This is a genomic window from Mycobacterium sp. NPDC004974, from assembly GCF_053600815.1.
Window position 1 is genome coordinate 41,967 of the sequence record NZ_JBSGAQ010000003.1, and the last position, 13,507, is coordinate 55,473.

Genomic DNA, 13,507 nt, shown 5'->3' on the forward strand with positions numbered 1-13,507 from the left:
TTCAACGGCGCAGGCCGGCGACCCTGAGCAGCTCGGGGCGTCGGAGCACCAGTCCGATCCACATCAGCACACCCAGATAGACCGCGAACAGGGTGTGGCTGAACAGCGGTGCCTCGACCCGCATGTTCGCGGTTACCGCGCCACCGAGGTAGGCGGTGATGCCCACCGCGCCCAGCACCGCCGTGCGCGGGACGGCGTAGACGACAACGCACACCGCCAGGACGACTCCCATCACGAGAGCCTGCCCATCGGGAAAACCGAGGGCGGCAGTTCCGTCCTTGACCTGCTGGGGAAGGGTGAACTTGCCGAATGCGTCGAACACGAGAAAGGCACCGACAAGCCCGCTGATCCCTATTCCGATCTTGCGGCTCAGCGACTTGGCGACAGGGCCTTCGGCATGGGTGTCGGATGTGGACAGGACGGTCATGGGTTGCTCCTAAGCGTTTCGAGAGGGCGACAGCGGGTAGACCGATCCGCCGGGAGAAACTCATCGGCGAAGGACAGGGGTGGTTATCCCCCACCCGGGTCTGGGGAAAACGCTGTGTCGCCGGGCCGCGCAACTTCGTAGGTTGAAGGGCATGGTCGCAATCAGCGAAACCGGATCGCCGGTCCTGCCCGTATCGCCCCCGCCGGCGCCTGAGCCCGTGACGACATCACGCAACATCGGCCTCGTGCCGACCGCATCGATGATCACCGGTGCCGCAGTGGCATTGGTGTGGTTCTGGATTCCGTTGTCCATCATGGTCATCGGGTTCTCCTCGATTCCTTCGGTGATCGGATTCCTGCTCTCGGGGGTGGTCTTCATCTACCTGATGCGCGGTGTCGAGTGGGTCGAGCGAACGCGCAGCGAAGCGGTGTTCGGCCTCGGTATCGGGATTCCGCCGCGCCAGCTGTCGCCTCACACGGGGTTCCAGGGTTGGGCGCACCAGCAGTGGCTGGACATCAGCAGTACCCGGTTCTGGAAAGCCGTATGCCACCACTACCTTCGGATGACCTACGACATGCTGGCCGCCGGCCTCGCGTTCGCGTTACTCGCCTTCGCGTTCTTGGGTCCGGCCGCTGCCGTCGCCATCCGGCAGAGCGACAACGACGCCGGGCTGATCTTCCTCTCGCCGCCGATCGCCTGGCTGCTGGCGATCGTCGCCGTCATCGCCGCGGCAGCCATCCTGATCCTCGCCCCCGCCATGGATGCCGCGATCGACCGTTGGCTCTTGTCGCCGTCGCCCACCGCAGCCCTGGAGTACCAGGTCAACGCGCTGGCCGATGCCCGGCAGGGAGCGGTGTCCTCGGCGCAGACCGAACGCCACCGCATCGAACGCGATCTGCACGACAGCGTGCAGCCCCGGCTGGTGTCCCTGGCGATGACGATCGGGCTGGCCCAGACCAAGCTGGATTCGGATCCGCCCGCCGCCAAGGCACTGATCGCCGAGGCCCACGATGACGCCAAGAGCGCACTGGTGGAACTGCGCAACGTGGTGCGCGGTATCGCCCCGACGATCCTGTCGGATCGAGGTCTCGACGCTGCGCTGTCGTCGGTCGTGCACCGTGCCGAGACCTCCGGAGTACCGACCACATTGCACATCGAACTTCCGCGCAGGCTGCCCGATGAGGTGGAATCGGTCGCCTACTTCGTCGTCGCCGAGGCGCTGACCAATATCGCCAAGCATGCCAACGCCACTCAGGCCGTCGTCACCGTGCGGTTGGATGAGACCGCCAACGTGCTCCACGTCTCGGTGTTCGACGACGGTCAGGGCGCCGCAGTCATCGATGCCGGCGAGAACGCGACGGGTCTGCGCGGTCTGGACGAACGGGTACGTGCCGCAGGCGGGACCTTCGGGGTTTCCAGCCCCGCCACCGGACCGACGATCGTCACGGCGGTGCTGCCATGCGGATCGTGATCGCCGAGGACTCGGCGCTACTGCGGGCAGGCATCGAGCGGATCCTGGCCGACGCCGGGCACGAGATCGTCGCCGGGGTACCCGACGCCACCAACCTGCTGCGCCTGGTCAACGAGCATCACCCCGACCTGGCCATTCTCGACGTCCGGATGCCGCCGACCTTCACCGATGAGGGCATCCGGGCGGCGGCGCTACTGCGCAGCCAGAACCCCGAGTCCCCCGTCCTGGTGCTCTCCCACTACGTCGAAGAGCGTTACGCAGCCGATCTGATCGCCTCGGACACAAGAGGATTCGGCTATCTGCTCAAAGACCGGGTGGCCGATGTGCCTGCATTCCTCGACGCCGTCGCGGTGGTGGGTGGCGGAGGCACGGTGCTCGATCCCGAGGTGGTGTCACAGATCTTGCTACGTTCGGCCCGCCATAGCGCCCTCGACCAGCTGACCCCGCGCGAGCGCGACGTCCTGCAGTTGATGGCGGAGGGCAGAACCAACTCAGCCATCGCCGCCGCGCTGCACATCTCCGTCGGCTCGGCCGAGAAACACATCGCCTCGATCTTCACGAAATTCGACCTCGCTCCCGACGAGAGCGAGAACCGCCGGGTGCTGGCGGTACTGCGTTACCTCGAGACCTAGACCGAACATCCCTACCGGGAAGGACTTTCCATCGTGACCACCATCGCCCCTCCGCCGCCGGTGAACCCGCCGCCTCAGTTGAACCCCGGTGGACGCACCACATTCCGCCTCGTCCTGATCGCCGCGGCGACGCTGCTGGTGGCCGGCACCGTGGCCACGCTCGGTGTGGCGGCCTGGGCCGTGAGTGCCGTCCGGGTCGTCACCGATCGCCAGGGCCTGCCCGCGACGATGCGGTCACTGGTGATCGACACCGCGAGCATCCCGGTCGCGATCCGTATCACCGCGGACCGCGAAACTCGGGATGCCACCGCGGATCTACGCCTGGTGAACACCTCTCACAGCGGCGCGCACCGACTGCAGGTCACCACAGACGGCAACGAGACCCGGATCGCCATCGCGGGCAATCCCTCTCGCATGCTGGCATGGGCCCGCGGCGGGGAGATCACGATCGCCGTGCCGCCGGAGCAGGCCCGGCGGCTGACGGTGCGCACCGAGCAGGAGATCGGCACGGTGATTGCGCAGGCCGACGTGGACCAGTTGATCTCCCGCGTCACCGATGGGGCGATCATCCTGCGCGGCGCTGCCCGCCGCGTCGAGGCCCACACCGTCGACGGCGAGATCGTCTCGCGCGACCCGATCGCGGTCACCGAAGAATTCAGCGCCACCACGTCTGACGGTGACATCACCGTTGACTTCCGCGACTCCGCGCCGCGCCGCGTCGATGCGGTGAGCCGCAACGGCGATGTCGTGATCGGACTGCCGGAGCGGGGACCGTATCTCGTACACGCACAATCCGGAGCATCGACAGAGGTACGGGTGCCCGAGACCACCGACCCCGACACCGCGGCCGCCGAGATCACCGTCCGCTCCGACGACGGCGACGTCGTGGTGGAGCGGGTGGGTCCGGGACGGGCTAGAAGCTGAGTTGTGAGATTGCGTGCAGGGTCGTGATTTCTCGACTTTCACGACCCTGAGTGCAATTTCAACCGTCCACGTTCGACCTCTACGCCAACCCGGCCATGATCTCGGCCACCGAACCGGTCCGGCCCTGGCGCCACCCGGTTCCGGCCCACACATTGGTGCCCTGCGGATCGCCTGCGGCCACCGAGGCCTTGCGTACCGGGCTTGTCAGGTAATGGATCTCGGGGTAGCCCAGCGGGGCCTGACCGTCGTGGTCGATGATGAAGCGGTTGCGCAGCCCGCGGGCATAGCGGCCGGAAAACGCCCGGGTGACAACGGTTTCGGTGAACTCAGAACTCTGCAGGGCGGCGCGGTGCACCGGGCTGCTCCCGGCTTCATCGGCCAGCAGGAACGCGGTGCCGAGCTGGGCGGCCGCCGCACCGGCAGCCAGCACCCCCGCGACATCGTCGGCGGTGATCAGCCCGCCGGCGGCCACGACCGGGATATCCACCGCCGCCAGCACGTCGGCCAGCAGATGGTCCAGTGACTGCGATGCGGGCGAGGCCGCCGGATCGAACGTGCCGCGGTGTCCCCCCGCTCCCGGCCCCTGGACGGCGAGGACGTCGACCCCGCGGTGCACCGCCAGCCAGGCTTCGTCCAGCGTCGTCACCGTCCCCACGGTGGTGATGCCGGCGCCGCGCAGCCGGGCCACCTCGGGCTCGCTGGGCAATCCAAAAGTGAACGACACCACCTCGGGACGTAGATCGAACACCACGTCCAGCTTGGCCGCCCAGGCGTCGTCGTCGTAGCGCGGGGCACCGAGTTCCACACCGTAGCGCTGTGCTTCACCGGCCAATTCGGCGGCATAGGCCTGGATCTGTTCTGGGGTACCCGCACTGGGTTGCGGCGCAAAGAGATTCACCCCGAGTGGCTCGGTGGTCAAACCGCGTGCGGCCGTGATCCTTTCGACGAGCGCATCAGCGGTGAGATATCCGGCCGCGAGGAACCCGAGCCCGCCGGCATCGCTGCCCGCCGCGGCCAGCTCCGGGGTCGAGGGGCCACCGGCCATCGGCGCCACGATCACCGGGTGCCGCAGCCCGCGAACATCGAATGTGCCCATCACCGCACCGCCTTCCCGAACAGCAGCACGTCCTGCGGTTCGTCACTGATATTGGGGAACGTCGCACACCGCGCAAGCCTTCCCTCCAGTGACAGACCACACCGGCGCAGCACCCCGGCCGAGCCGGCATTGTCGACGTGGCAGTACGCCGTGACCCGGTACACCGTGGGATCGGGCTGCACGTCGGTCAGCATCAACGAAACCGCTTCCGACATCAGGCCCCGGCGCCACCACTGACGGGCCAGGCAGTAACCGAACTCCACCGAGAACGGCTGCGGGCGACGCCGCGCACACAACCCGACCACCTCGCCGTCGACTTCGATCAACCAGGTCTGCTCATCACCGGCGTTGAACAACGTGGTGATGACGCGGCGCGTTTCGGCCACCCCCGAGTGCGGGCGGCAAGACAGATATCTCGTCACCTCGGGATCGGAGGCGATGCGGGTGTACAGCACCTCGGCGTCCTCGACAACCGGTGGCCGCAGCCGCACCTGTGGCCCGGCCAGGATCTGGGTGTTGGGCATGGTCTCTATCCTGCACCGTTGCCGGGGCCACCCGTCCAGCGGTTTACTGGACTGAATGGCAATCACCTTCAATCACACGATCGTCGCCGCCAAGGATCGGCGGGTCTCAGCCGAGTTCTTCACCGAGTTGTTCGGGCTGCCCGGCCCGCAGGAATTCGGGCCGTTTCTCGCCGTGACACTGAATCACGGAGTGAGCCTGGACTACGCCCAGATCGGCCCCGACGACGAAGTCCGGCCGCAGCACTACGCATTCCTGGTGTCCGAGGACGAGTTCGACTCGATCTACGGCAAGATCCACGACCGCGGCATCCAGCACTGGGCCGATCCGCACGGTCAGCACCCGGGCGAGATCAACCACAACGACGGCGGCCGCGGGGTCTACTTCCAGGACCCGTCGGGGCATTACCTGGAGATCATCACGCGCCCGTACGGGGGCTGATCGCTGCGACTAGCGGTGACCGCGCTTGTGCTCCTGATCGCGGTAGGCGTCGGCCAGCTTGTCGACGTGACCAGGCAGCGAACCGGCCGCCACATCGGCCAGGCTGGTCTCCTCCAGCACCGAGCGCATGCTCGCGCGCAGTGCACGCCAGACATCGGTCAGCGCCGCTGTAGGACCCGAGTACGGCAGGTCTCCCAGCCCGATGTCGCGCACGCTGGCCAGCGGTCCGTCGATGCAGCGCAGCACGTCGGCGATGCTGATATCACCGGCCGGACGGGCCAGCTCGTAGCCGCCGTCGCGGCCTCGATGGCTGCGGACCAGCCGATCGGTGCGCAGGGCCGTGAGGATGTCGACCAGGAACTGCGCCGGGATGCCCTGCGCCTTGGCCAGGTCATCGGTTTTGACCAGCTCGCCGTCAGCGACCGTCGCGAGCTGGACCATGGCTCGGACGGCATACTCCGCCTTCGCCGACATCCGCATGCTCAGGATTGTGCCAGTTCACTCATCGCCCGCACCGATGCACCGAAGCTGGGTGCCCGCTGGGTCGGCGTGCCTAATCAGGAATCCCCGCGGCGTCCGGGACCACGATGGCGAACAAGTCCGACATCGCGGCCAGGCTCGCCGACTGCATGACCGCGGCGGGCACCGGTGCACTGTCGGGGCCGGCCAGCGTACGGGTGGCGGTGGCGGCGGCCACCACCGTCGGGGCGTATCCGAGGTTGAAGGCGCCACGCGCGGTGGAGTTGACGCACATGTGCGTCATGAATCCGGCCAGCACCAGGTTCGACGCATCGAGGCCTTTCAGCCGATCGTCGAGGTCGGTCTGGACGAATGAATTGGGGAACTGCTTGACCACCACCGGTTCTCCCTCGCGTGGAGCCACCGACGCGACGATCGCACCGCTCTCCCCCTCGATGTCATACAGCGAGCCCGGACCGTCGGAGTGCTGGATGTGAATGATCGGTATGCCCGCGCGGCGGGCCCGGTCGAGCAATTGCGCCGTCTGCTCGAGCGCGGCCTGCACCCCTTCGAGCTCCATGATTCCCTGGGTGTAGGTGTTCTGGCAGTCGATCAGGACCAGGGTGGAATCGGCGAGGCGGGCCGGTGCGGCGGGGAGGCTGGCCAGTTCGCGCAGCGTGGGGCGGGTCATGTTGATGAGCCTAGTGACCAGCGGCGGTGGTTAGGCTGCATCGGTGGGACTACCGGATTGGTCGAGAGGCAAGATCACGCTGGTCATGGGCGCTGTCGCGGCGCCCATCGCGGTGATCCTGATCGTCACCGCACCGAGCGAGAAGGCCCCGAGCGCGGACTGCCAACGCGTCGATCAGATTGCCCACCACCTCGTCACGGCAGGCGCCCTCCCGGGAGGGGACGGAGTCGCCGACCCGAACGTGACCCGAAAGGCCGCTGAAGCGGCTGCAGCGGCTCGGGACGAAGCCGCGTCGATCGAAGACCCCGATTTGAAACGGAAAGCGCTGGCATTCGCGGACGCACTGCACCAGTTCAGTCAGGGCAATCCCAGCGCGCCGCCGAACGGGTGGCCTGACAAGAACTACATGGGCGGATACCAGAATTCATTCAGCACGCTCCACGAACTGAAGCTCGCCTGTCCGAATGTCGGAACCGATCAGCTCCCCGACGGGATTGCGAGGTAGGCCGTCGGATCACGACTCCAGCAGCCGCTTCTCGTACGCATCCAGGCCCGCCAACAGGACCGGGCTGTCGCGGTAGTCGGCACGAGCCTGCGCGATGAACTCGGCGTTCTCGTCGTTGTCGCGCTGGGAGCCCATCTCGGTCGGGTATCGCTGAGCGGGATCGGCGGGTGGGGCCCAACGGAGTTGGCGGGCGCGTACGAACGCGTGGACCGCGGCAAAGTCACGTAGCTGCCGGTCGACATCGGCAAGATGGCTGCCGTATATCTCCTGCGGAACGGTGGCCTCGCCGAATGCCGCGTGAAGCGATGCCTCACCCGGCACAGCGGCGGCGACGGCATCCCAGATGGGTTGTGCGATCAAGGCAAAGACCAGCGGGTCCCCGTCCAGAACGGCCAACGGCAGGACCTCGAGGTCATCGCCTTCGAAGGTCGGCGACAACGACCAGGAGGATTCGATGAGACCAATCAGCGCATCGAGGTTGAAGTCGTCATCGTCGAACTCGACGAGATCCTCCAATGGGTGAATCCTGGCAGTGAATCGCCCACTGCGGCTTTCACGCGCGAAGTACTCGTAGACCAGTGTCGAGTTTCCATCGTCTGGGATGCCGTCAATCGTGCCGTAACCGTCGTACTCGCCTGAGAGCCCCAGCGCGACGGGTTCGTAACCAGCCGCGGTGCAGCGCAGAATCACCGCCGTAGCGCCGACGAAATCGACGCTTACACCGGTCAGCATGCATCGGCAGTCGTAGAACCCCATGCCCGGATCCTGGCATGGCTCGGGATGGGTTCTGCGCACCGATTTCTGTGAGGGACTACCCCGCCGTGACGGCCAAGACCCGTTCGGCCAGCTCGGGCCGGCACACGATCAGGTCGGGCAGCGTCGGATCAGCCGAGTTGTAGACCAATCGCGAGCCGTCGATGCGTGAGGTGTGCAGGCCGGCGGCACGGGCCACCGCGACGGGCGCGGCCGAATCCCACTCGTACTGACCACCGGCGTGTACGTACACATCAGCGACTCCGCGGACCACCGCGGCGACTTTGGCTCCGGCCGAACCCATTTCGACGAGGGTTCCGCCGAGTGCCTCGCGGACGGCCAGCGCCACTGCAGGCGGGCGGGTGCGCGACACCACGACCCGCGGCGGACCGTCGAAGGGACGCGGTGCGGCCACCTCGGGGGTGGACAGCGTGGTGTTCTGCGCGGGCAGCGCGACCGCGCCGGCCACGAGTTCGCCTGCGCTCCACAGCGCCACGTGCACGGCCCAGTCGTCGCGGCCGAGTTCGGAGAACTCCCGGGTGCCGTCGAGCGGGTCGACGATCCAGACCCGTTCGGCGCTCAGCCGTGCCGGGTCGGCCCGCTCGTCGGCCGTGGCTTCCTCGGACAGCACCGAGTCGCCGGGACGCAGCGCGGCCAGCTCGGCCATCAGGAAATCGTGGGACTGCTTGTCCCCGGCCGCCTTTCGCTCGGCGGCCGAGGCATCGGCAAAGTCGGCACGGACGTCGAGCAGCAGATCCCCGGCCCTGGTGGCCAGCCGGGCAGCCAGTTCGTGATCGTTCACGACGGTAATTCCAGCAGCTCGATCACCATGTCGGCCAGTTCAGCGGTGCCGTGGTCCGGAGTGAGCCGCAGATCCGGGTTCTTCGGCCGCTGGTACGGGCTGTCGATGCCGGTGAAGTGGGTGATCTCACCGGCCCGGGCCTTGGCGTACAGACCCTTGGGATCACGACGTTCGCAGTCTTCCAGCGGGGTGTCGCAGAACACCTCGTAGAAGTCGACGCCGCCCTCGTTGGCCACCTTCCGGGCCAGCTCACGGTGCTCCTCCAGCGGGCTGATCGCAGGCACCAGCACGATCTGGCCGGAGTCGGCCAGCAGCGCGGCGACGTGGGCCAGCCGGCGCAGGTTCTCGGCCCGGTCGGCCATCGAGAAGCCGAGGTCCGCGTTGAGGCCGTGGCGCAGGTTGTCGCCGTCCAGAACGTATGCAGGCACGCCCTTTTCGAGCAGTTTCTGCTCGACCAGCATCGCCACCGAGGACTTGCCCGAGCCCGACAGGCCGGTGAACCACACGGTGCGGCCACGGCTGAGTCGATCCCCCGGGGTTACCAGCGAATCGTGCCGGACCGCATTGGGGCTCGCGGTCTCGTTGCGGGTGTCGCGCAACACCATGCCGGCGCCGACGGTGCCGTTGGTGTTGGGATCGATCAGGATGAACGATCCGGTGGCCGCGTTGCGGCTGTACTCGTCGAGCAGCAGCGGGGCCTGGGTACGCAGCGAAATACGGCCCAGCTCATTGAGTTTGAGCGCACTGGCGGACTTGTCCCGATGCAGGGTGTTGACATCGAGGCGGTAGTCCAGACCGGTGATCTTGACCCTCGTGGTGCGGGTGGTGTGTTTGATCAGGTACTCGCGACCGGGCTCCAGCGACGACTCGTCGGCCATCCAGCACACGGTGGCGTCGAAGTCCTGGGTGACCCGGGGCTGGTTGTTGGGCCGGGCGATCATGTCGCCGCGCGAGATGTCGATGTCGTCGGACAAGCTGATCGACACCGCCATCGGCGGGAACGCCTCTTCGACGACACCGCTGGGGCCGTCGATCTGGGTGATGCGCGTGGGCTTTCCGGCCGGCAGCACGATCACGTCGTCACCGGGACGCAGCACGCCGCTGGCCACGGTGCCGGCGTAGCTGCGGTGGTCGGCGTGCTCGTGAGTCTGAGGACGGATCACGTACTGCACCGGGAAACGCACGTCGACCAGGTTGCGGTCACCGGCGATGTAGACGTCTTCGAGGTGACTCAGCAGAGACGGTCCCTCGTACCAGGGCGTCACATCGGATTTCGTCACCACGTTGTCGCCGTTGAGCGCCGACATCGGGATCGTCGTCACGTCGTGCACGTCCAATCGTGCTGCGAACGCGTGGAACTCGTCGCGGATCGCCTCGAAGCGTTCCTGGTCCCAGTCGATCAGGTCCATCTTGTTCACGGCCAGCACGATGTGCTGGATGCCCAGCAGCGAGGCCAGGAACGCGTGCCGGCGGGACTGCTCGAGCAGGCCGTGGCGCGCGTCGACCAGCACGATCACCAGCTGTGCAGTGGAAGCCCCGGTCACCATGTTGCGGGTGTACTGGATGTGGCCCGGGGTGTCGGCGATGATGAATTTGCGCTTGGCCGTGGCGAAATAGCGGTAGGCGACATCGATCGTGATGCCCTGCTCGCGCTCGGCCCGCAGGCCGTCGGTGACCAGAGCCAGGTCGGTGTAGTCGTGGCCACGTTCCTTGGAGGTCCGCTCGACCGCGGCCAGCTGATCCTCCATCACAGCCTTGGAGTCGAACAGCAGCCGTCCGATCAGCGTGGACTTGCCGTCGTCGACGGATCCCGCGGTGGCGATGCGAAGAAGCGTCGACATCAGAAGTAACCCTCTCGCTTGCGATCTTCCATTCCGGCCTCGGAGATCCGGTCATCGGCGCGGGTGGCGCCACGCTCGGTGAGCCGAGACACCGCGGTCTCGGCGATCACCTCGGAAACCGTTGCGGCCGTTGACTCGACGCAGCCGGTGCAGGTGACGTCGCCGACGGTGCGGAACCGCACGGTCTTCTCGATCACCGGCTCGTCCTTGCGGGGCTGCATGTACTTGTGCACTGCCAGCAGCATGCCGTCGCGCTCGAACACCTTGCGCTGGTGCGCGTAGTAGATGGACGGCAGCTTGATCTTCTCGGCGCCGATGTAGGACCAGATGTCGAACTCGGTCCAGTTGGAGATCGGGAAGGCACGGATGTGCTCGCCCTTGTGGTGACGACCGTTGTACAGGTTCCACAGCTCGGGCCGCTGGGCCTTGGGGTCCCACTGGCCGAACTCGTCGCGGAAGGAGAACACGCGCTCCTTGGCGCGGGCCTTCTCCTCGTCGCGCCGGGCCCCGCCGAAGGCCGCGTCGAACTTGTTCTCCCGGATGCCGCGCAGCAGCGTGACGGTCTGGATCGGGTTGCGGGACGGGATCGTCTCCACCACACGCCCCGCGTCGATATCGTCCTGCACCTTGGCGACGACCAGCCGCGCACCGTAGTGCTCGACGAGTTCGTCACGGGCCGCGTAGACCTCGTCGAAGTTGTGGCCCGTGTCGACGTGCATGACCGGGAACGGCAGGCGCCCCGGCGCGAACGCCTTGACCGCCAGGTGCAGCATGACGATCGAGTCCTTGCCGCCGGAGAACAGCAGCACGGGCTTCTCGAACTCCGCGGCGACCTCGCGGATGATGTGGATGGCCTCGGCCTCCAGGGACCGCAGGTGGCTCAGCTCGTAGTGACCGGCACGGCCGGTCTGCTGATCGGATTTCTGCGCTGTGGTCATCACTTCCCCATTAAGTTGGTAGGAATGGCCAGAATTGCAAGCATGGCCAGGAATCTAGCCGCCCGGTCGCCGCGGTGTCAATGGTGGTCTACCCGTCAGGCCGGTGCCCGCTGACGTGGGCCCCGGCCTGCCGGGGCAGGAGCACCGTGGCGAGCAGGGTCAGCGCCAGCAAAGCGCCCAGAACCAGGTAGGTCACCGAATATGAGGTCAGTTGGCTGAGCAGTAACGCCGCCACCGCGATGCCGAGGCCGGCGGCCAGCTCCTGCACCGAGGCGTTGAGCGTGTTGGCATGCGTCAGCTCCTCCCCCTCGACATCGGAGAACGCCAGGCTGTTGTATGCAGTGAAGCCGATCGACCGCAGCGCCCCGCTCAGATAGAGAACGACGGCCATCACGACCACCGGCAGGCCCGGCCGCACCAGGGCCAGCAGGCCGAAACACGCGACCGAGGCCAGCCCGTTGACCAGGAGCACGGTGCGGATGCCGAATCTGCGCATGAGCGGCGTGGTGGCCGGCTTGATGGTCAGGTTCCCGGCGAACAGCGCGGCCACCATGACACCGGCGGCCAGCGGCGTCCAGCCGAACTCCAGCTGGAACTGCAGCGGGAGCAGGAACGGCACCGCGGTGATGACCAGTCGATACAGCGACCCGGCCACCACGGTGATGCGCAGCGTGTGCACCCGCAGCACCCGCAACTGCACGAGCGGGGCCGTCGCGGTGAGCAGCCGCCACACCGCGCCGGCGAGCAGCAGGACCGCTGCGGCGCCGCACCCGCCGACCAGACCCCAGTCGGTCCCCGAGACCCGGATGTTCTCCAGGGCGATCAGGGCCGCAGCAATCCCCGAGCCGAGCGCCAGCAGACCCGGCCAATCCAAAGATCGGGCCGTGCGCTGTGGCTCGCCACGGACGAGTTTGAGCGCCAGAACAATTCCGATCACGCCGATCGGAATGTTGACCGCGAAGATCCATCGCCAGCTGCCCAGCGTCGCGATCGCCCCGCCCAGAACGGGGGCCAACACAGGCGCGGTCAGCGCCGGCCAGGTCAGCAATGCGATGGCACGCACCAGGTCCGACTTGCCGCTCTGACGCAACACGGCAAGCCGGCCGACCGGCACCATCATGGCGCCGCCGACCCCCTGCAATATCCGCATCAGCACCAGCATCGGGAGCGACGTACTCGCCGCACAGCCGACCGAGGCCAAGGTGAACACCGCGATGGCCCCGATGAACACTCGGCGCGTGCCGAATCGGTCGGCCAACCAGCCGCTGGCCGGGATCAGCACCGCCACCGTGACCAGATAGGCCGAGATCGCCACGTTGACGTCGATGGCCTCGACACCGAACGAGGCGGCGATCAGCGGGATGGCCGGCGTGATGATCGTCGCGTCCAGGATTTCCATGAAGAGACTGCCGGCCACCAGCAGCGCCATGCCACGCGGGAAGGGCGGATTCTCGGGTACTGACATCACAGCTGCCCGCCCCCACGAGCCGGGACGGTTACCCCGCAGGTAATTGAGACGCCGACCGCCGTCGGCACACACTGGCGGCCATGAGTATCCAGACCGGCCCGGCCGTGATGGCGGATTTCCTGCCCCAGTCGCCTTTCGTGACCAAGCTCGGGATCGTTGCCGAAACGCTGGAGGGCCCCGAGGTCCGGCTGCGGTTGCCGTGGGATCCTTCGAACATCACGATCGCCGACATGGTGCACGGCGGTGCGATCGCGGCGTTGGCCGACGTGACGGTGATGGCCGCGGCCTGGGCTCAGGCCGAGGTTCCGGATTCGCTTCGCGGAGTGACGGTCTCGATGACCATCAGCTATCTGGCGCCGGCGCGGGCCACCGATCTGATCGGCCTCGGGCGCGTGCTGCGCCAGGGCAGGTCCCTGGTGAACTGCGACGTCGATATCGTCACGCCCGACGGCGAGGCGGTGGCCAAGGCCATCGCGACGTACAAGGTGGGGTGAGCCTGCCGCGAAAATCAAGTGCGACGTTCGCGTTCGTAGCGCT

Annotated in this window: 16 protein-coding genes; 6 read left to right on the plus strand and 10 right to left on the minus strand. The window is 67.1% G+C overall.

Annotated elements, in window-relative coordinates; translation table 11 throughout:
- Nucleotide 1: 1 nt before the first annotated feature.
- Nucleotides 2-427: a DoxX family protein gene (locus ACWEFV_RS08255; protein ID WP_135457051.1), complete on the minus strand. Its 426-nt coding sequence runs from the start codon at nt 425-427 to the stop codon at nt 2-4.
- Between the two features lie 151 nt (nt 428-578).
- Here ACWEFV_RS08255 and ACWEFV_RS08260 point away from each other — a divergent pair, with 151 nt between their 5' ends.
- The 3 genes from ACWEFV_RS08260 to ACWEFV_RS08270 are packed head-to-tail and all read left to right on the plus strand — an operon-like array spanning nt 579 to nt 3,454.
- Nucleotides 579-1,898, plus strand: a complete 1,320-nt coding sequence (locus tag ACWEFV_RS08260; protein ID WP_167857937.1) for a sensor histidine kinase — start codon at nt 579-581, stop codon at nt 1,896-1,898.
- Nucleotides 1,886-2,530: a response regulator transcription factor gene (locus ACWEFV_RS08265; RefSeq protein ID WP_135457053.1), complete on the plus strand. Its 645-nt coding sequence runs from the start codon at nt 1,886-1,888 to the stop codon at nt 2,528-2,530. The genes ACWEFV_RS08260 and ACWEFV_RS08265 overlap by 13 nt, the downstream gene beginning before the upstream one ends.
- 33 nt (nt 2,531-2,563) lie before the next feature.
- Nucleotides 2,564-3,454, plus strand: a complete 891-nt coding sequence (locus ACWEFV_RS08270; RefSeq protein WP_450069788.1) for a DUF4097 family beta strand repeat-containing protein — start codon at nt 2,564-2,566, stop codon at nt 3,452-3,454.
- Between the two features lie 79 nt (nt 3,455-3,533).
- Here the strand turns inward: ACWEFV_RS08270 and ACWEFV_RS08275 are convergent, their stop codons facing one another.
- Both ACWEFV_RS08275 and ACWEFV_RS08280 read right to left on the minus strand, forming a co-directional pair.
- On the minus strand, nt 3,534-4,550 hold the full coding sequence (locus ACWEFV_RS08275) for a nitronate monooxygenase (RefSeq protein WP_450069789.1): 1,017 nt from the start codon (nt 4,548-4,550) through the stop codon (nt 3,534-3,536).
- Entirely contained in the window at nt 4,550-5,074 is a 525-nt protein-coding gene (locus tag ACWEFV_RS08280; RefSeq protein WP_450069790.1) for a GNAT family N-acetyltransferase, read from the minus strand. Before ACWEFV_RS08280 ends, ACWEFV_RS08275 begins: the two co-directional genes overlap by 1 nt.
- A gap of 55 nt (nt 5,075-5,129) precedes the next feature.
- Here ACWEFV_RS08280 and ACWEFV_RS08285 point away from each other — a divergent pair, with 55 nt between their 5' ends.
- Nucleotides 5,130-5,513, plus strand: coding sequence for a VOC family protein (locus ACWEFV_RS08285; protein WP_135457061.1), 384 nt, complete (start codon nt 5,130-5,132; stop codon nt 5,511-5,513).
- Between the two features lie 9 nt (nt 5,514-5,522).
- Here ACWEFV_RS08285 and ACWEFV_RS08290 read toward each other — a convergent pair whose 3' ends face one another.
- Nucleotides 5,523-5,993 carry an Rrf2 family transcriptional regulator gene (locus ACWEFV_RS08290; RefSeq protein ID WP_450069791.1) on the minus strand — a complete coding sequence of 157 codons (471 nt, stop codon included), beginning with the start codon at nt 5,991-5,993 and terminating at the stop codon, nt 5,523-5,525.
- 73 nt (nt 5,994-6,066) lie between these two features.
- Nucleotides 6,067-6,663 carry a cysteine hydrolase family protein gene (locus ACWEFV_RS08295; RefSeq protein WP_135457066.1) on the minus strand — a complete coding sequence of 199 codons (597 nt, stop codon included), beginning with the start codon at nt 6,661-6,663 and terminating at the stop codon, nt 6,067-6,069.
- A gap of 43 nt (nt 6,664-6,706) precedes the next feature.
- On the opposite strand from ACWEFV_RS08295, the gene ACWEFV_RS08300 reads away from it, so the two are divergent.
- Nucleotides 6,707-7,168 (plus strand): hypothetical protein, encoded by a 462-nt coding sequence (locus ACWEFV_RS08300; protein WP_450069792.1) that lies wholly within the window; start codon nt 6,707-6,709, stop codon nt 7,166-7,168.
- 9 nt (nt 7,169-7,177) lie between these two features.
- On the opposite strand, the gene ACWEFV_RS08305 is transcribed toward ACWEFV_RS08300, so the two are convergent.
- From ACWEFV_RS08305 to ACWEFV_RS08325, 5 genes are all read right to left on the minus strand, one after another.
- Nucleotides 7,178-7,924: a hypothetical protein gene (locus ACWEFV_RS08305; RefSeq protein ID WP_450069793.1), complete on the minus strand. Its 747-nt coding sequence runs from the start codon at nt 7,922-7,924 to the stop codon at nt 7,178-7,180.
- Between the two features lie 55 nt (nt 7,925-7,979).
- Nucleotides 7,980-8,723: a 3'(2'),5'-bisphosphate nucleotidase CysQ gene (locus ACWEFV_RS08310; protein ID WP_135457070.1), complete on the minus strand. Its 744-nt coding sequence runs from the start codon at nt 8,721-8,723 to the stop codon at nt 7,980-7,982.
- A complete protein-coding gene (cysC, locus tag ACWEFV_RS08315) occupies nt 8,720-10,564 on the minus strand; it encodes an adenylyl-sulfate kinase (RefSeq protein ID WP_135457073.1) in 1,845 nt (614 codons plus the stop codon). Before cysC ends, ACWEFV_RS08310 begins: the two co-directional genes overlap by 4 nt.
- Complete coding sequence (gene cysD / locus ACWEFV_RS08320) at nt 10,564-11,502, minus strand: sulfate adenylyltransferase subunit CysD (RefSeq protein ID WP_135457075.1); 939 nt, start codon at nt 11,500-11,502, stop codon at nt 10,564-10,566. Before cysD ends, cysC begins: the two co-directional genes overlap by 1 nt.
- 88 nt (nt 11,503-11,590) lie before the next feature.
- The gene (locus ACWEFV_RS08325) at nt 11,591-12,931 is read right to left on the minus strand and encodes an MFS transporter (protein WP_450070152.1); all 1,341 of its coding nucleotides are present in this window, start codon (nt 12,929-12,931) and stop codon (nt 11,591-11,593) included.
- 119 nt (nt 12,932-13,050) lie between these two features.
- On the opposite strand from ACWEFV_RS08325, the gene ACWEFV_RS08330 reads away from it, so the two are divergent.
- Nucleotides 13,051-13,464 carry a PaaI family thioesterase gene (locus ACWEFV_RS08330; protein ID WP_450069794.1) on the plus strand — a complete coding sequence of 138 codons (414 nt, stop codon included), beginning with the start codon at nt 13,051-13,053 and terminating at the stop codon, nt 13,462-13,464.
- Nucleotides 13,465-13,507: the final 43 nt, after the last annotated feature.